At 41.5% G+C, this 18746-nt stretch carries 12 protein-coding genes; 8 read left to right on the top strand and 4 right to left on the bottom strand.

The annotated features are described in order from the left end of the window. Nucleotides 1-102: 102 nt before the first annotated feature. From NY014_RS09030 to NY014_RS09000, 7 genes are all read left to right on the top strand, one after another. Entirely contained in the window at nucleotides 103-3318 is a 3216-nt protein-coding gene (locus tag NY014_RS09030) for a SusC/RagA family TonB-linked outer membrane protein (protein WP_259414274.1), read from the top strand. 18 nt (nucleotides 3319-3336) lie between these two features. Then, nucleotides 3337-4986: a SusD/RagB family nutrient-binding outer membrane lipoprotein gene (locus NY014_RS09025; RefSeq protein WP_259414273.1), complete on the top strand. Its 1650-nt coding sequence runs from the start codon at nucleotides 3337-3339 to the stop codon at nucleotides 4984-4986. Nucleotides 4987-5011: 25 nt separating this feature from the next. After that, nucleotides 5012-5956 (top strand): hypothetical protein, encoded by a 945-nt coding sequence (locus tag NY014_RS09020; protein WP_259414272.1) that lies wholly within the window; start codon nucleotides 5012-5014, stop codon nucleotides 5954-5956. Nucleotides 5957-6091: 135 nt separating this feature from the next. Next, complete coding sequence (locus NY014_RS09015) at nucleotides 6092-8884, top strand: 2-oxoglutarate dehydrogenase E1 component (RefSeq protein WP_259414271.1); 2793 nt, start codon at nucleotides 6092-6094, stop codon at nucleotides 8882-8884. 62 nt (nucleotides 8885-8946) lie between these two features. Beyond that, complete coding sequence (odhB, locus tag NY014_RS09010; protein WP_259414270.1) at nucleotides 8947-10479, top strand: 2-oxoglutarate dehydrogenase complex dihydrolipoyllysine-residue succinyltransferase; 1533 nt, start codon at nucleotides 8947-8949, stop codon at nucleotides 10477-10479. A 107-nt stretch (nucleotides 10480-10586) separates the two neighbouring features. Further along, on the top strand, nucleotides 10587-11984 hold the full coding sequence (lpdA, locus tag NY014_RS09005; protein ID WP_259414269.1) for a dihydrolipoyl dehydrogenase: 1398 nt from the start codon (nucleotides 10587-10589) through the stop codon (nucleotides 11982-11984). Nucleotides 11985-12068: 84 nt separating this feature from the next. Beyond that, entirely contained in the window at nucleotides 12069-12842 is a 774-nt protein-coding gene (locus NY014_RS09000) for a Rossmann-like and DUF2520 domain-containing protein (protein ID WP_259414268.1), read from the top strand. Here the strand turns inward: NY014_RS09000 and NY014_RS08995 are convergent. From NY014_RS08995 to NY014_RS08980, 4 genes are all read right to left on the bottom strand, one after another. Continuing rightward, nucleotides 12839-13699: a pirin family protein gene (locus NY014_RS08995; protein WP_259414267.1), complete on the bottom strand. Its 861-nt coding sequence runs from the start codon at nucleotides 13697-13699 to the stop codon at nucleotides 12839-12841. The genes NY014_RS09000 and NY014_RS08995 overlap by 4 nt on opposite strands. A 77-nt stretch (nucleotides 13700-13776) precedes the next feature. Continuing rightward, entirely contained in the window at nucleotides 13777-15072 is a 1296-nt protein-coding gene (locus NY014_RS08990) for a Zn-dependent hydrolase (RefSeq protein WP_259414266.1), read from the bottom strand. Between the two features lie 53 nt (nucleotides 15073-15125). Beyond that, nucleotides 15126-16127, bottom strand: a complete 1002-nt coding sequence (locus tag NY014_RS08985; protein ID WP_259414265.1) for an acyl-ACP desaturase — start codon at nucleotides 16125-16127, stop codon at nucleotides 15126-15128. A 174-nt stretch (nucleotides 16128-16301) separates the two neighbouring features. Then, entirely contained in the window at nucleotides 16302-17186 is an 885-nt protein-coding gene (locus NY014_RS08980) for an SMP-30/gluconolactonase/LRE family protein (RefSeq protein WP_259414264.1), read from the bottom strand. A 232-nt stretch (nucleotides 17187-17418) separates the two neighbouring features. Between NY014_RS08980 and NY014_RS08975 the strand changes: the two genes are divergently transcribed. Beyond that, complete coding sequence (locus NY014_RS08975) at nucleotides 17419-18669, top strand: dipeptidase (RefSeq protein ID WP_259414263.1); 1251 nt, start codon at nucleotides 17419-17421, stop codon at nucleotides 18667-18669. The last annotated feature ends 77 nt before the right edge of the window (nucleotides 18670-18746 follow it).

Here is an 18746-nt window from a genome sequence, read left to right as displayed (position 1 = left end):
CTTTTTAAGTATAATTATATAAATATTAAAATCAGGCTTTCCGTATTTTGATTTTCCACAGAAAGGAATTTTCTTTACGCATCAACTAAACTAAAATACCTTATGAGAAAAGCTTTACTCTTTGTTGTTGCGCTTTTCACCATGATGCTCAGTTATGAAGTATCGGCGCAACAGCGGGTAATTACCGGACAGGTAATTTCCGACGAAGATGGCCTTGGCTTGCCAGGTGCTACCGTTCTCGTGAAGGGTACAACTGTAGGTACTACCACCGATTTGGATGGTAATTACTCTATTAGTGTACCAGAGGGCGGTGAGATCCTGATTTTCTCTTTTGTAGGTCTTGAGACCAAAGAGGAAGTCATCGGCAACCGGACCGTGATCAACGTGACCCTGACGACTGACGCAGCCCAGCTATCCGAGGTGGTAGTTACTGCAATCGGTATCGAAAGGGAGAAAAAAGCCTTGGGTTATGCAGTTACCTCCGTAGGTAACGAGCAACTCGAAAACCGTCCTGAGCAAGACGTTGCCCGCGTTTTGCAAGGTAAAGTACCGGGTGTGAACATTACTTCCACCAACGGTATGTCAGGTTCTGGTACCAACATGGTAATCCGTGGTTATTCTTCTGCGACTGGTTCTAACCAGCCATTGTTCGTAGTAGATGGTGTTCCTTTCAACACCAGCACTAACAACCAAAACGGATTTACTACTGGTGGTGCAACCACTTCTTCCAGATTCTTGGATATCGACCCTAACAACATCGAGTCTATTTCCGTGTTGAAAGGTCTTTCTGCAACCGTACTTTACGGTGATCAGGGACGAAATGGTGTAATCTTGATTACAACCAAATCTGGAGCTTCTAAGCGTAAAGCTGCTGAAGTAACTATCAATCAGTCCGTATTTACTAATGAGGCGGCTTCTTTGCCAACTTATGGTACTACTTATGGTAATGGTTTCCAGCAAGCCCCAGGATTCTTTTTCTCTAACTTCGGTCCAAGACTTGATGCGGGAATAGTTGTACAACACCCTTATGCAAGATCTTCTGTTCAGAAAGTTAGGGAAGCATTCCCTGAATTTTGGGTGGATGGTATTGTAGGTGGTACTCCTGTTGATTATGAGTACAAAGCATATGCAGATCCTTCTGAAATCTTCTTCCAGACTGGTTTGATCTCTAATACTTCCGTACAAATTGCGGGTGGTTCTGATCGTACTGGATTCAATGCTAGCTTCGGTTACACTGACGAAGAAGGTTTTACTCCTGGTAACAACTTGAAGAAATATAACTTCGGTTTGGGTATCAACTCTGCTGTAAATGATAAGCTTTCTGTGAAGTCTTCTTTCACTTTCGCTATCACCGACTTGGAGTCTCCTCCAGTTAACGCAGCATTCGGTTCTGGTCCTTCTGGAGGTATCCCTTCCGTATTTGCTCACGTATTGTATACTCCTCGTTCTGTGGATTTGGGTGGTCTTCCATTTGAAAATCCAATTGACAGAAGCTCTGTATACTACCGAGGCGGTAATGACATCGTAAACCCGAACTGGTTGGTGAAATATTATCAGAATACTTCTGATGTTCAGCGTTTCTTCAACTCTACTTCCTTGATTTATGATATCAATGACGATTTCTCTGTTACTTATCGTATCGGTTTAGATACTTATACTGAATTGCAAGAATTGAGATACAACAGAGGTGGACCATCTGCTTCTTTGGCAACTACTTCCGGTTACTACAGATCAGTAAACGTACAGAACACAATCTGGAACCAAGATTTGATCATCAACTGGAAGAAGCAATTCTCTGATAAGTTTGGAATGAGTGCTTTGATCGGTGGTAACTCCCGTTATGACTCTTATGCTCAGAATGGTGTTGCTTCTCAAGGTCAGTTGGCTTTCGGATTGTTCCGTCACTCCAACTTCACCAACTCATCTTCTAATGATGCTTACAGCGGAGGTAACTTGAACTTCACTCAGGAAGAAAGAAGAATGGGTGTTTACGCTAACGTAACTTTGGATTATTCCAATTACTTATACTTCAACCTTTCTGCTCGTAATGACTGGACTTCTACTGTAGAGCCTGAAAATAGAAGAATTCTATATCCAGGTGCTTCCGTGTCCTTCATTCCAAGTACTGCTTTCAACTGGAACAGCAGCACAGTTAATGACTTGAAACTTCGTTTAGGTTATGGTACTTCTGCAGGTTTCCCTGCACCTTATAGAACTCGAAACGTATTGGTTCAAAGTGCACGTGCATTTGACAGAGACGGATCTGTAACTCAGACTCACTCTGTATCCAATACCTTGGGTAACCCTAACTTGAAGCCTGAGCTTCACGAAGAAATTGAATTCGGTGTTGAAGGTGTGATGTTCAACAACAAATTGAGATTCGATCTTTCTTTGTATCAAAAGAACACCAGAGACTTGATCACTCAGTCTCCAATTGACCCATCTACTGGATTTACTTCAACAGCTATTAACATTGGTAAGATCAGAACTCGTGGTATTGAATTCCAAGCAACCGTAACTCCAGTTTCTACTGCTTCCGGATTTGAGTGGAACTCAACTATCAACTGGGGATTGTATCGATCTGTAACTGTTGAGTTGGGTGCAGGTCTTGATGAAATCGTTGTAGCTGGATTTACTACTTTGGGTAACTTCGCTATTCCGGGAGAGCCATTCAATATTATCAAGGGTGTAGGCTTTGAAAGAGATGAGCAAACTGGTCAGCCTATTGTACTTTCTAATGGTATCTATAAGCCTGCTGCCGATCTTCAAATCTTGGGTGATCCTAACCCACGATGGAATGGTTCTTGGATCAACAGCTTTACATTCAAAGGATTCACTTTGAACGCAATGCTTGAGTATCGTCACAAAGGTGCTGTATTCTCGAATACAGTAACTGCGACTCTTGCTCGTGGTGTGACCAAAGATCCGGTTGTTGATCGTGAATTTGCTTTCATCATGCCAGGTGTTAAAGAAGACGGAACTCCAAACGATATTATGATTACCGCTTCTGATTACTTCTTCTCTGGATATCAGGGTGCAACAGATGAGCCTAACGTATTTGATGGTTCTATGATCCGATTGAGAGAAGTATCCTTGGGATATGAGTTGCCTTCTACTTTGATGGCTAAGACTCCATTCAAAAGAGCTTCTATTGCCTTGAGTGGTACTAACCTTTGGTTCCTTGCCTTGAACTTCCCACCAAACATGAATTACGATGTTGACGTGTTGGGTACAGGTGTAGGTAACGGTTTGGGCTTTGACTTTGTAACAGGTCCTAGCTCTCGAAGATTCGGTGGAACTGTAACCCTTACATTCTAATCCCAAACAGAATCAATTATGAAAAAGAGAATATATAGTTTATTGTTGGCTGCGAGTACTTTGTTTGCGGTTTCCTGTGATCTTGATCTATTGGAAAACCCAAATGCTGTAAATGCTGACACAGCAGATGCCAGCTTTCTGTTAAACAGAATTCAGTTGGATTATCGAAACCTATTCAATACAATAGGGGATGACGGAATGAGATTGACCCGAATTATCAATCAGGGATCAGCTCAGTACGAAGGTGCATATACTCCTGTTACTACTAATGGTTATTGGAGTAATGCATATGCTAATATCTTAGCAGATATTCAGTTTTTGGAGCCTTTGGCAGAAGAAGCTGATTTCCAAAGACACCTAGGAATTGCAAAGACCATCAAAGCATTGGTTCTTTTCCACCTAGTGGATTCTTATGGAGATGTGCCTTATTCTCAGGCTTTGGATCCAAGTGAGTTTAATCCTGCGGTAGATTCAGGAGAATCAGTATACGATGCTGCGTTTGCCGCATTGAATGAAGCTGCCGCTCATTTTACGGCTCCTTCTTCTGGTGCACCGAATGACTATTACTATGGAGGTAGCTATACTAAGTGGATTCGCTTAGTGAATACATTGAAGCTTCGTTATTTCTTGAATAGAAAGTTGGTTGATCCTTCTGGCTCTACTTCCGGAATTAACGCATTGATCGCCGAAGACAATATGTTGAAGGAAGGAGATGACTTTGTTTTCCAATTTGGAACAACTGCTGCTGACCCTGATTCTCGTCATCCAAGATTTGCTGGTCAGTACACTTCAGGCGGTGGTGACTATCAGTCCACTTACTACATGTGGCACTTGACTGAAGCAAAGGGATTCGATGATCCAAGAGCTAGATTCTACTTCTATCGTCAGGTTTTGGTTAACTCTACCAATCCGGATGAAATTGAGTGTATTACACAGCTTCCTCCTCCTCAGTACCTTGTAGGTGGTTTCATTTACTGTCTACCGGGTGAGCGTGGATACTGGGGTCGAGATCACCTTGATCCAGATGGTATTCCACCAGATGGATTGAAGAGAACTGCATGGGGTGTATATCCTGCAGGTGGTAGATTTGATGATGACTCTGCCTCTCCTGTGAACAACCCGTCTTTGGGTGCTCAAGGAGCTGGTATCCACCCAATCATGTTGGCTTCTTATGTGGACTTTATGTTGGCTGAAGCCGCCTTGACTTTGGGTACTTCTGGAAATGCGAAAGACTACATGCTTTCAGGTATTGAAAAGCATATGAATTTCGTGTTCGATTGGAGTTTGGGTACTTCCCAGGCTGGTGCAATTTCTTCTTTCCTAGGTGATGAAGGTATCGATCTGGATGATGAAATTGATAATTACCTTGCCTACGTAGGAGATGAGTACGATGCAGCTGCTTCTGCTGATGATCGTATGGACATCATTGGTCGTGAGTACTGGTTGTCTCTATTCGGTAGCGGTATTGAGGCATTCAACTTGTACAGAAGAACTGGTAAGCCTGATAATATGCAGCCAGGATTGGAGCCAAACCCAGGTACTTTCCCTCGGTCATTCTTCTATCCAAACAACTACATGGTTACTAACAACAAGGCTGTTCAGAAAGCAGATCAATCCGTACAGGTGTTCTGGGATACAAATCCTGCTGGTAACGCTTGGGTTTATTAACCAAAAATTCTAGAAAAATATGAAAATGTTAAAATATAGTTTCGGTTTGCTAGCGAGTGTGCTGATTTTGTTCAGCTCTTGTAGAGACTTCGTTGAGCCGAATATCCCTTATACCGATTTCGATACAGGGGCATATTTGAGAACGATCGCGCGGACTAGTACAACCTTCAATTTCTTCGATTTGGCTAATTCCAAGTTAGCGTTGACTTTGGAAGCTGTTGATGCTGAAGACGGAAATACCGTAGAAACGGTTGAGATTTATGTTCGTCACAGACGATTGATCCCAGGTGTAGGGTTGGAGTTTACTCCATCTTCAGGCGATAATTTGGTTAAGACTCTTCAGAAGTCTGATTTCGCTCCAAACTCAGAGTCTAGATTTCTTCGAACTTCTTTCGAGATTTCTGCTCTTGATGCGATTCAGGCGGTGGGATTAACTCCAGCTGATGTTGAAGGCGCAGATGTATTTGAATTCCGCTTGGTATTGAATGATCGCTTCGGTCGTTCTTTCACCAACACATCTGTTAACAACAACGTTGCAGGTGCACCATTCTATGCATCTCCATTCCAGTACAATGTTAGTGTGATCTGTCCATCTGATTTGGCTGGAACATATGACTTCGAACAATCCAATATGGAATCTATTTATGGTTCTTGTGCAGGCACTATTACTGGTACAACTACTTGGACTGCTGTAGCTAGTACTCCTGGTGCTTATACAGTTTCTGATGGTACTTTCGGGTTCTGGGATTGCTATGGTGATTCTTGGGGCAATGGAAATGCTCGTATTAGTGATGCCTGTGGTAAGTTGAGCATGTCAGGTTCTGATAAGTACGGCGCTTCTTACTCTATGACTGTAGTAAGTGCTGATGCAGACAATTTAGTATTCCAGTGGTTGAATACTGATGGTGAAACAGGTTTGGTAACTGTGAAATCAAATGCTGGAAAGCCTTGGCCTGCAGGTTTGAGATAATCATCTATAATTATTTGAATAATAGCGGTGTTCAACACCGCTATTATTTTTTATGCTAATATTTGGATAAGCAAATATCCAATTTTTTTTAACAATATATTCAGGTTAGTTTTGTTGTGCATAGACAAAATAACCATGGATAAATTTTCCTTCATTGCAAACGCTCACTTATCATACATCGATGAGTTGTACGCATCCTATAAATCTGATCCTGAATCTATTGACCAAAGTTGGAAAGAGTTTTTTGAGGGTTTCGATTTTGCTTTAACCCAATATGGGGAAAGCGAAGACGGGCCTTCAGCGGTAGCTGTTTCTGCTCCATCTCCTTCCAAGAATGGCGCTTTGGCAACTCCTGGAACCATCATGGACATGGAGCAATTGCCGAAGGAGATTAAAGTTAGAGCTTTGATTCATGCTCATCGATCTAGAGCACATTTACGCTCTAAAACCAACCCTGTTCGGGAAAGAAGAGATAGAAAAGCCTTAATTGATCCGCAGGATTTCGGATTAGGACCGGAGGATATGTCCACTGAATTTCAAGCAGGTAAGGAAATAGGAATTGGTCCAGCAAAACTTTCAGATATTATTGCTGCCCTCAAAACTATTTATGAGGGATCTATGGGATTTGAATATCTCAATATTCGGGACCCGGAAATGTTGGATTGGTTTAAAACCAAGGTAGAGAAAGAAGCCTTGGCATTTAATCCTTCTCCAGAAGAGAAAAAGCGGATTCTTTTCAAATTAAATCAGGCCGTTGTTTTCGAAAACTTCTTGCATACCAAATACTTGGGACAAAAGCGTTTTTCACTAGAAGGGGGAGAAAGTACTATTCCATTCTTGGATGCTGTTATTAATGCCGCTGCAAATTTGGGAGCAGAGGAAGTTATGATTGGTATGGCTCACCGAGGACGATTGAATGTCCTGGCCAATATCATGGGTAAAACCTACGAACAAATTTTCTCTGAATTTGAAGGGACGGCGAAGCCTGATCTAACAATGGGTGACGGAGACGTAAAATATCATATGGGATATTCCTCTGATATTGTTACTCCTGATGACAATAAAATTCACCTGAAATTAGCTCCAAACCCATCTCACTTAGAAGCTGTTAACCCGGTAGTAGAAGGATTCATTCGAGCCAAAATTGATTCTGAGCATCAAGGAGATGCTAAGAAAGCGCTTCCTATTTTGATTCATGGTGATGCAGCTGTTGCAGGCCAAGGAATAGTCTATGAGGTCACTCAGATGGCAGGTTTGAAAGGCTACAATACCGGTGGAACCATTCATTTTGTCATCAATAATCAGGTTGGTTTTACTACTGATTTTGATGATGCCCGATCTTCAATTTATTGTACAGACGTAGCTAAAATCATTGATGCCCCGGTAATCCACGTAAATGGGGATGATGCTGAAGCTGTAGTGTTTGCCGCGAAATTGGCTGCTGAATTTAGACAAAAATTCGGGAGGGATATTTTCGTTGATATGGTTTGTTATCGTCGTCATGGACATAATGAATCTGACGAACCGAAATTCACGCAACCGGAACTTTATAATATTATTTCGAAGCATCCAAACCCAAGAGAGGTTTACATTAAGAAGTTGACCGAGCGTGGGGATATTGACGCTAAGATTGCGAAGCAAATGGATAAGGAGTTTAGAAAGCTCCTTCAGGATCGCTTGAATATGGTGAAGGAAAAACCACTTCCTTACCACTTGACAAAATTTGAAAGAGAATGGGGAAATCTCCGTCACTCTAATCCGGAGGATTTTGAAAAATCTCCTGAAACAGGCATTTCTACTGAGGCAATCGATACTGTTGCGCAGGCCTTGACTACCATACCAAAAGGCTTCAAAGCGATCAAGCAGATCGAGGTTCAGATGAAGCAACGCAAAGAAATGTTCTTTGAGTCAAAGAGCTTGAACTGGGCCGCTGCAGAACTTTTGGCTTATGGGTCACTTCTTTTGGAAGGAAAAACAGTTCGATTGACCGGACAAGATGTACAAAGAGGTACTTTCTCTCACCGACATGCTGTCATCCATGATGCGAATACGAATCAGCCTTACAATTCGCTTCGTGAAATGCCAGAGCGAAAAGGGCAATTCTACATTTATAATTCCTTGCTTTCAGAATATGCTGTTCTAGGATTTGAATATGGATATGCCATGGCAAATCCAAATTCCTTAACTATTTGGGAAGCACAGTTCGGAGACTTCGCAAATGGTGCCCAAACCATGATTGACCAGTTTATTTCTTCCGGCGAATCAAAATGGAGAAAGCAAAACGGTATCGTCATGCTTCTTCCTCATGGATATGAAGGACAGGGTCCTGAGCACTCCAATGCAAGACCAGAGCGTTTCTTACAACTTTCTGCTGAATACAACATGGTGGTAGCAAATATTACGACCCCATCCAACTTCTTCCACTTGTTGAGAAGACAGTTGACTTGGGAATTTAGAAAGCCATGTGTTGTCATGTCTCCAAAATCTCTCTTGCGTCATCCTAAGGTTATGTCTCCAATTGAGGAATTTACTTCAGGAAACTTCAGAGAAATCATTACCGATTCTTCCGCCGATCCGAAGAAGGTTAAGCGTGTTATCCTGTGTACAGGTAAGATTTACTATGATCTTGAAGAGGTAAGAGAAAAGGAGAAAATCGATAATGTAGCCATCATCCGGATCGAGCAAATTTATCCACTTCCTAAGAAGCAAATCATGGAGGCTTTGAAGCCTTACAAGAACGCAGAATTGGTTTGGGTACAGGAAGAACCTGAAAATATGGGCTATTGGACTTACCTACTTCGCTTACTTTACAAGGAGTTGAACTTGGAGTTAATTGCTAGAAAAGTTTCTGCCTCTCCAGCTACAGGTTACAATAAAGTCCATGTGGAGGAACAAAAAAATATTGTATCCCGAGCACTTAAATTTTAAATCAATCCAGAATAATCATAGTGATGCTTTGACCGAAAGGTAAAAGCTTAAACAAAAATCTCATGAGCAAAGAAATCAAAGTTCCGGCCGTTGGAGAATCCATCACAGAAGTGACAGTGGGTCAATGGTTTAAAAAGGACGGTGACCAAGTCGAAATGGACGAAGTGCTGTGTGAATTAGAATCTGATAAAGCAACATTTGAACTACCGGCGGAAGCCGCGGGAACACTCCGAATTAAGGCTGAGGAAGGTGATGCACTGGAAATTGGTGCGGTGATTTGTGTCATCGAGGAGTCTACTAGTGGTGTTGCTACTGAAAAGCCAAGTGCTGCTGCTCCATCAGAAGCAGGTTCTGGATCTGCTGCTCCAAAAGCTACAGGAGAGGTGAAAGAAATGGTAGTTCCTACAGTTGGAGAATCCATAACTGAAGTGACCTTGGCCAACTGGCTAAAGGCAGATGGAGACTTTGTGGAATTGGATGATATCATTGCTGAGGTTGATTCTGACAAAGCAACATTTGAATTGCCTGCAGAAGCAACCGGAATTTTGAGACATGTAGCTCAAGAGGGTGAGACTCTCGAGATTGGTGGATTGATTTGTAAAATTGAGGTGATGGAAGGAAAGCCAGCAGCTACTAGCTCTGAAGCTCCATCTACCACTCCGGCTGCTGCTTCAACTTCTTCTATGGAATCTTACGCCACAGGCCATGCTTCACCAGCTGCTTCTAAGATTTTGGCGGAAAAAGGAATCAATCCAGAGGAAGTGAAGGGAAGTGGAAAAGACGGTCGTATCACAAAAGAAGATGCTCAAGCTGCTCAAAAACAAGCTCCAGCTGTTGCAAAACAAGAGAAAAAAGAGGAGCCTGCAGCTCAATCAGCTATTCGAGTAGCTGGCTCACGAGATGAAAAGCGTGAGAAGATGTCTTCACTTCGCCGAACAGTTTCCCGACGTTTGGTTGCTGTGAAAAATGAAACGGCTATGTTGACTACTTTCAACGAAGTTAACATGAAGCCGATCATGGATCTTCGATCTAAATACAAGGAGCTATTTAAGGAAAAGCACGGTGTCGGACTGGGCTTTATGTCATTCTTTACCAAGGCTGTTTGCGTAGCCTTGCAGGAATGGCCAGCAGTAAATGCGAAAATTGACGGTAACGAGATTGTTTATCACGATTACTGTGATATTTCTATTGCAGTATCTGCTCCAAAAGGATTGGTTGTTCCTGTAATTCGCAATGCAGAAGGATTGAGTTTCGACCAAATCGAGAAGGAAGTGGTTAGGCTTGCGACTAAAGCCCGTGACAATAAATTGTCCATCGAGGAAATGACAGGTGGAACCTTCACGATTACAAACGGAGGTGTATTCGGTTCTATGATGTCTACTCCGATCATTAATGCTCCTCAGTCTGCGATTTTGGGTATGCACAATATTGTACAGCGTCCTATGGCTGTAAATGGAGAAGTGAAAATTCTACCGATGATGTATGTGGCTTTATCTTATGATCACCGCATCATTGATGGAAGAGAATCCGTGAGCTTCTTGGTACGAGTGAAGCAGCTTCTTGAAGAGCCTGAGCGGCTTCTTTTTGGAGTGTAAGAAGAAATACGATTGACGAATTACGAAATACGAGGGTAAAAAAATATCAAGCCCATTTATTTAGCTGGAAGCCAGATCTTGTTTCTAGTGTCTTAAATCTATAAAAAATGTACGACTTAATAGTAATTGGCTCAGGACCCGGTGGATATGTAGCGGCTATCAGAGGTGCTCAGTTGGGGATGAAAACTGCCATTATTGAAAAATATCCAACCCTTGGAGGTACTTGTCTAAATGTGGGCTGTATTCCTTCTAAGGCTCTATTGGATTCTTCCGAGCATTACCACAATGCCCTGCATACATTTAAAACCCACGGTATCAATCTTTCAAACCTCAAAGTTGATTTGAAGCAAATGATCGCTCGAAAGGAGGATGTGGTTAAGCAAAATGTGGATGGGATTCAATATTTGATGAAGAAGAATAAAATTGATGTTCATCAAGGAGTTGGTTCATTTGTCGATGCGAATACCATTAAGGTGACTAAAGCAGATGGTAGCGAGGAGCAAATCCAAGGAAAGAATATCATCATTGCTACTGGTTCGAAACCTGCTTCATTACCTTTTATTAAAATCGATAAGGAACGAATTATTACCTCTACTGAAGCATTAAAGCTGAAAGAGATTCCTAAGCATTTGATCGTGATCGGTGGGGGAGTAATTGGAATGGAATTGGGTTCTGTTTATGGCCGAATGGGAGCTAAGGTTTCAGTGGTAGAATATTTGGATTCCTTGATCCCTTCTATGGATAAAACCATGGGTAAGGAATTGCAAAAGTCACTTAAGAAACTTGGTTTTGATTTTTATCTCAAGCACAAAGTCACTGCGGTTGAAAATAAAGGCAAGGAGGTAGTTGTCACTGCTGAAAATAGTAAAGGTGAGAATGTTGAATTGAAAGGGGATTATGTTTTGGTTTCCATCGGTCGCAGACCTTATACAGATGGATTGAATGCTGAAGCAGCAGGAGTAAAAATCAATGAAAGAGGCCAGGTAGAAGTTAATGACCATCTTCAGACTTCTGTCCCACATATCTATGCGATTGGAGATGTGATTAAGGGGGCTATGTTGGCTCATAAAGCTGAAGAGGAAGGCGTATTTGTAGCTGAAACTATCGCAGGTCAAAAGCCTCATATCAATTATCTCCTTATTCCTGGAGTAGTTTACACTTGGCCAGAAGTAGCATCAGTCGGATATACCGAAGAGCAGTTAAAAGAAAGTGGTCGAAAATATAAAGTTGGTAAATTCCCATTCATGGCATCTGGTCGTGCTAGAGCATCTATGGATACCGATGGATTGGTGAAGGTGCTGGCAGATGCAGAAACTGATGAAATTCTAGGTGTGCACATGATTGGTCCAAGAACAGCTGATATGATTGCGGAAGCGGTCGTAGCTATGGAGTATCGTGCATCAGCAGAAGATATCGCTCGCATGTCTCACGCCCATCCAACCTATACAGAAGCATTTAAAGAAGCTTGTTTGGCTGCGACAGAAAATCGAGCCCTGCATATTTAAATTGATGTTTTCTATAAATTGAAAGCCATTTCCATTACCGGATTTGGCTTTTTTATTTTCTACCAAAAATGATTTAATTCATTCATGACTTATAAGATAGCATTTTTGGGAGCTGGTAATGTCGCATGGCATTTGGCTCCTGCTTTGGAGAATGCCGGACATCAAATCACAGAGGTCTATTCTCGCAATATAGATCATGCAAAAAGGGTGACGGAGCGACTTTATACAGCCAACCCCAAGGATGATTTAGATTTTTCTGAAAGCGAAGCTCAGATTTTCATATTAGCTGTTAAAGATGATGCGATTCCAGAGGTTGCTGATGCGGTAATATTACCTGATGAGAGTATTTTGGTGCATACATCCGGATCTCTTCCTTTGGATATTTTGAACTATAGCTCGGCTACTTATACAGGCATTTTTTATCCCCTCCAATCTTTTACTGCAGGGCAAAAAATGGATATTTCGGAAGTGTCTTTTTTATTGGAATCTGATGATCAGGAAATCTTGAAAATCCTTAAAAAATTAGCCAAAAGCCTTTCTCATCATATTTATACTGTTCGATCCAAAGACAGAAAGGCAGTGCATATCGCAGCCGTTTTTGCAAGCAATTTTACGAATCATATGATTCGAATTGCTGAGGAATTGATGCAAAGGCAAGGTTTGGACTTCGAAATGTTGAAACCCCTGATCGTGGAAACAATTTCAAAAAGTTTGCAGATTGGAGCGAAAAAAGCTCAAACAGGTCCCGCAATCCGAGAAGATTACGAGACCTTGGAAGAGCATCACCGTTTTCTAAATTATAATGAACAGCTTGCCGAAATTTATAGGCAGATTTCTCAGGATATTATCGATTCTTAACCATTCCACGAACCGAATTTCCCGGTTTGATAGTCTTGGTAAGCTTCATAAATCTGCTGCTCGGTATTCATGACAAATGGTCCTTGAGCAACTACAGGCTCATTGAATGGTAGTGCATGACCTAGAATCACCACAGAATCTTCCTCTGCTTTCACTTTCAACGTTGAACCTTCATTTGAGAATTCAACCAAGTTTCGGAAAGGAACGCTTTGTCCATTCACATTTATTTTTCCTCGGACAATGTAAAAGAAGATATTCTCAGCCGCAGGGATTTCCTTTTCGAATTTTCCTCCCTCATCGAGATAGATAGTACTTAAGCTAACAGGGAAATTTCCTTCAAATGCTCCAGAAACTCCATTCCATTCTCCAAATAGGTGCTGAATTTTTACTTTACCTTCATCCAGTTCCAATGTTGGAATTTCTTCTTTTTGCAAACCCAAATAGTGGGGAGCAACCATTTTCTTAGCTGCTGGCAAATTCAACCAAAGCTGCAAAATTTCAAGATCTCCTCCCTTCTTTTTGAATTCTGAGCTAGAAACTTCTGCATGGATGAGACCTTTTCCAGCTGTCATGTATTGAACTCCTCCTGCCTCGATCACAGATTCATGACCAGAAGAATCTTTATGCATAATGTCTCCCTCTAAAATGAAAGTGACGGTTTCCATTCCTCGATGAGGATGGGGGCCAAAAGGTAAGCCTCTATTATTAGCAGGATAGGTTTGGAACCCATGATGATTCAGAAATAGAAAAGGATCGATCATATCTAAGCTCCGGGTAGGCATCGGGCTGTAAGTGATCAAATCAGCTATTGGGCGATATTCTGCGCCATGTATTTTTTTTATGGATCGAAGAGTCATAAGCATTAGATCTTAATTCGTGTATAGACATGTAATCCTGAAATATCATAGAAAGTTCAGCTTTTGTGACAGAAAATTCAGGGAAATTTTTGGTCTAGTGTCAAAATGGTATTCAAAAGGACATTGGCGCCATTGGCAATATCTTCTTTGGTAGAAAACTCCTGAGGAGAATGGCTTATGCCATCTTTGCTTGGAATAAAAATCATTCCCATCGGGGCGATTCGAGCTATTTCTTGAGCATCATGTCCTGCTCCACTTGGAAGACTGAGAGTTGATAAGCCTAAAGACTCAGCGCTAGATTGAATGACTTTCCGAACTTCTGGATCTGCCAAAGCTGGTGTGGATGCTACATCAATGTGACGGATATCTAGCTCCACATTGTATTCTTCAGCGAATTGGAAGGCTTGCTTTTCAAGACTCCGATAAATGTCCCAAATCTTTTCAGATGACAAATCCCGCATTTCCAGATTCAATTTTACCTCTGCAGGAATCACATTTCCTGCTCCGGGGAATGCTTCAATTTTTCCAACTGTTCCTACTTGGCGACCTTCAATGGCTCGGATGGTTTCATTCACGGCAAGAATGAATTTGGCTGCAGGAAGCATGGGGTCTTGCCGTAGATTCATGGGGGTAGTTCCCGCATGGTTGGCAAATCCTTTAAAAGTGAATTCCCACCATTCGATGGCAACAATTCCTTCGACTACGCCAATATCAAGCTTTTCATTGTATAGATTGGCTCCTTGTTCAATATGTAGCTCCAAAAATACTGCAAGATCACCGGCTTTCCGGGCTACTTCTTGAATTCGATCTGGATCTCCTCCTAGTTTTTTGATTCCTTCATATTGGGTGATCCCTGCATTACTTACTACTTGAAGAGCTTCCTCGCTTAGTGAACCAACCAAAGCTCTGCTTCCGATTACACCGCCTTCCTCATTGGTGAAGATGATCACTTCCAAGGGATGCTGGGTTGTGATGGAGTTTTCTTGTAATGTTTTGATCACTTCAATCGCACTCAATGATCCAACGGGGCCGTCGTAGTCACCCCCGTTAGGCACCTCATCAATATGAGAACCAAAGGCGATTGGCTTGAGATTTGGGTTCTGACCAGCTCTTTTTCCAATAATATTTCCTGCAAAATCAATAGAAATATCTAGCCCTGCTTCCTTCATCAAGCCCATGACGTATTCCCGTCCTTGAATATCAAATTCTGAGAAAGCTACCCGATCAGAACCTCCTTGTGCATTTTTGCCAAAGGTGGATAGCGTCATCAAGCTTTCATGAAGTCTATCAGCGTTGACTTTTAATTGCTGAGCAATTGATTGAAATGAAATGAGTAAGGAAAAAGTAAATCCTAGGATTAATAATTTTTTCATAAGAAGGATAATTTGGAATAAAAAAGTCCTTCCCTAAAAGGAAGGACCGTGGTTTATTTTAACCAAGCAAGTTGGACTTCATCAGGAGCTTTCATCCTGTCAGCCAAGCGCATGTAGCGGTCAGCTAGGTTGGATAAATAATCCTGGGCTTTTGCGGCCACATCATTAAGTCCTGTCAATGCTTCGATTTTCCAATGGTCAACCAAGTGTTGGATAATTCTTGCATAATCCCAACCTGTATAAATCCCAACCTTTTGGGTAATAGCAGAGAATTGTTCGAAAAGAGAAGGGTTACTTCCACCTTGGCCCATCAAAACGGCTGGCATTACGATTTGCTTTCGCATCATTTTTTCAAAAGCTAGAATAGCACCACTAGGGTCGATTTCGAAAATCTTTGACATGAAAGTTTTATAGGCTTTTTCATGTCTTGCTTCGTCGCCTGCAATGGTTTTACAGATTTTTGAAAGTACATGATCTCCAGCTTTATCAGCCAATTTCCCCGTATTCACATGGGAAATCTTGGTGGCTCTTTCCTGAAAACTTGTATAAATCATGGCCTGATATGGATCTGATTCTGATTTCGGATCAAAACCATTCGTGATCAATCGGTGGATAGTGCGTTCTACAGCGTTCATATCCACCCGGCCTGTGAGGTATAGGTATTTGTTCAGCAAATCCCCATGTCTGTTTTCTTCAGCAGTCCATGATTTTGACCAACGCACCCAGCCTGAAGGATTGAGCAATGATCTTTCATCATTGATGCCTTCCAAAAGGTTGAAGTAAGTCTGATAGGAAGGAAGTGCTTCTTCCGTGATCATATTTCCGATTAGGGAAGTCAAAACCGTGTCAGGGATTCCTTCTGCTCTTTTTTGAAGTAATTTTACTTCTTCGAAAACTTCTGGGTTTTGAAAATCTGGAAGAAAATCTGAAGGTTGCCAACAGTCATCGGGATCAACAAGAATGGTATCTACCGCTTCACCGACGATGTCATCCAACTGGGAGATTACTTCCATATTTTTCTCCAGTTCGTGATTGATTGGCTTTGATGTACTCATAAAATAGCGTTAATGCTGGTTTGAGAAATTATTATTCCTACAAGTTAAGCACTAATAGGCAGAAATAGTATTAAAAAAGCTAAATCACACTTTTGCTTCCACCAAAGGATGTTTTTGGTGATATAAAAAAAGCCTGCAATAATTGCAGGCTTTGAAGCTAAATTCTTTGACTGATTAATAGTCTAATTTATACGCAGCTACCTTGTTTTTAAAGAAGGTTGGAACGTAAACGATGTTTTCAGAAGGATTGAATCCGATATCAGCTGTGTTGGATTCAGCTTCTTTGGTGTCGAGCATCTTAGTAGCGCCATCAGGTGATACAAACCAGATTTCACCAGCCCATCTGGAAGCCACAAAATTGTCATTTCCCAAAATCACCAATCCGTCTCCTCCAGTTACTTCATCATTTACAATCGTAGTGCTTCCGTCAGCATTCCATTTCTTCAAGCCGCTTTCATCCAAACCATAGATGGTGCCATCATTCGCAACAGCGATTCCATTGATAGAAGTATGACCTTCAGAAACAGTGGAAATGCTTCCATTTTGGTAGCTATGGACCTTTCCGGTATTCATGTCTGTGAAATAAACCACTCCATCATGAGCTGCTACATCATTTAGGAATTGAGCTCCTTCCACCGCCCATTTGTTCGTGATTTCGCCTGATTCAAGGTTGATCTCGACCAATTCATCAATATCAGTCACATACAAATGACCATTTGAAATGGCCATCCCTTTAGGAGCATTTAAGCCAGTTACCCAGTCTTGCTCGATGATACTTCCATCAGTTCCGATGATAGAAATAGAACCCTTTCCATCCTTTTCCAAAGGATCTTGACCGATGATATTGGAAGTGTAGATTTTCCCAGTGGATTCGTCAAATAATACTGACTCCACAGTTTCCAAAGTAGCAGGTGTTTCCCAAACCAAGGTTAGGCTGGGAGTTTTAATTTCTTCTACGATGACCGATTCCTCTGTTTCAGTAGATTTTTGAGGAGTACATTGAGCAAAAACTACTCCAGCAGCTAATCCCAAAAGGCTAAATTTTATTCCAGTTTTCATATTCATGAGGTTTAGATTTTTCAAACTTTCTTTCAAAGTTCGTAAATATCTTTCACCAAATAAAATCCTGTTTCTAGTGTTTTGTTTAAGTTCTATCCAAATTTTTTAAAAGTGAAAAAAGACAGCTACGGGAAATGTTCGGAATCTATATTTTAAGTTATTACCGTTTGTGGATTTCTAATTCTTGTGTGCGCTAAAGCTGTTATATTCAAGACGATAATTATCCGCATCTATGAAAAAATTTTTGATTCCAGGTCTTTTTCTAGGATTACTAATCGCCTGTAATTCCCCTGAAGAGGCTATTGATTACACTCAAATGAGTGATGAAGAGCGCTTGGCAGCAGCAAAAGAAATCGCTCATCAAACTATTATGGTGGATGGTCACGTTGACCTTCCTTATCGAATGAAGGTTGGAGGGTTTACCCTTCAACGAGAAATTTTGGATGTATCAGTCCGTACGCCTGATGGAAACTTCGATTATCCAAGATCGAAAGAAGGTGGATTGGATGCGCCTTTTATGTCCATTTATATTCCTGCTGGCAATCAGCAAATTCCCGGTGCCTCAAAAGCGCTTGCTGATTCCTTGATTATGATGACTGAACGATTGGCAAATACATTCCCTGATAAGTTTGCTATGGCCTACAGCCCGGCAGATATCGAGGCGAACTTTGCCAAAGGATTGATTTCTCTTCCAATGGGAATGGAAAATGGAGCTGGTCTCGAGGATGATATCAAGAATGTGGAATACTTTCATCAACGAGGTATCCGATACATAACACTTACACATGGAAAAGCTAATCTGATCGGAGACAGTAGTTATGATTCATTGAGGCCATATGGAGGATTGAGTGAGTACGGGGAGCAAGTGGTGAAGGAAATGAATCGGGTAGGGATTATGGTTGATTTAAGCCATGTTTCTGATGAAACTTTTAAAGATGCATTGGCTATCACCCAGGTACCGGTTATTGCTTCTCACTCTTCAGCTAGAAAATTCACCCCTGGTTTTGAGCGAAATATGAGCGATGAACTGATCAAAGCTATGGCTGAAAATGGGGGAGTAATGATGATTAACTTCGGAGGAAGTTTTATCGATTCTACCTATGCTGCAGGTCAAGCAAAAGTTCGAGAGCATATTGTGAATTGGCTTGCAGAAAATAATCTGAGCCGAAGAGACTCAGCTGCTCAAGCTTATATAGCTGAATATGCAGCAGCAAATAATCCATTTCCAACTGTACAAAAAGTTGCCGATCATATTGACCATGTGGTTAGTATAGTTGGAATTGATCACGTGGGCTTTGGATCTGATTTTGATGGAGTAGGGGATTCATTACCCACAGGCTTAAAGGATGTGTCCATGTTCCCGAATTTGATCGCTGAGCTTTTAAAGCGTGGATATTCTCGGGAGGATATTGAGAAAATATGTTACAAAAACATTTTCCGAGTTTGGAAGGCAGTGGAGGATTTTGCTGCCAACGCCAATTAGAATTTTTATTCTAAAGGAATGAAAGAAATCCAGACTTTTTGAAGTCTGGATTTTTTGTTTTTCGGAGATTGGGAGCA

This window comes from Algoriphagus limi (assembly GCF_024919275.1).
GTDB lineage: Bacteria > Bacteroidota > Bacteroidia > Cytophagales > Cyclobacteriaceae > Algoriphagus > Algoriphagus limi.
This window is presented reverse-complemented; position numbering and strand designations above follow the sequence as displayed.

Excerpts from the sequence above, each read along its gene's own strand:
- NY014_RS09030 (WP_259414274.1), top strand. The coding sequence starts at position 103 with ATGAGAAAAGCTTTACTCTTTGTTGTTGCGCTTTTCACCATGATGCTC.
- NY014_RS09025 (WP_259414273.1), top strand. The coding sequence starts at position 3,337 with ATGAAAAAGAGAATATATAGTTTATTGTTGGCTGCGAGTACTTTGTTT.
- NY014_RS09020 (WP_259414272.1), top strand. The coding sequence starts at position 5,012 with ATGTTAAAATATAGTTTCGGTTTGCTAGCGAGTGTGCTGATTTTGTTC.
- NY014_RS09015 (WP_259414271.1), top strand. The coding sequence starts at position 6,092 with ATGGATAAATTTTCCTTCATTGCAAACGCTCACTTATCATACATCGAT.
- odhB (WP_259414270.1), top strand. The coding sequence starts at position 8,947 with ATGAGCAAAGAAATCAAAGTTCCGGCCGTTGGAGAATCCATCACAGAA.
- lpdA (WP_259414269.1), top strand. The coding sequence starts at position 10,587 with ATGTACGACTTAATAGTAATTGGCTCAGGACCCGGTGGATATGTAGCG.
- NY014_RS09000 (WP_259414268.1), top strand. The coding sequence starts at position 12,069 with ATGACTTATAAGATAGCATTTTTGGGAGCTGGTAATGTCGCATGGCAT.
- NY014_RS08995 (WP_259414267.1), bottom strand. The coding sequence starts at position 13,699 with ATGACTCTTCGATCCATAAAAAAAATACATGGCGCAGAATATCGCCCA.
- NY014_RS08990 (WP_259414266.1), bottom strand. The coding sequence starts at position 15,072 with ATGAAAAAATTATTAATCCTAGGATTTACTTTTTCCTTACTCATTTCA.
- NY014_RS08985 (WP_259414265.1), bottom strand. The coding sequence starts at position 16,127 with ATGAGTACATCAAAGCCAATCAATCACGAACTGGAGAAAAATATGGAA.
- NY014_RS08980 (WP_259414264.1), bottom strand. The coding sequence starts at position 17,186 with ATGAAAACTGGAATAAAATTTAGCCTTTTGGGATTAGCTGCTGGAGTA.
- NY014_RS08975 (WP_259414263.1), top strand. The coding sequence starts at position 17,419 with ATGAAAAAATTTTTGATTCCAGGTCTTTTTCTAGGATTACTAATCGCC.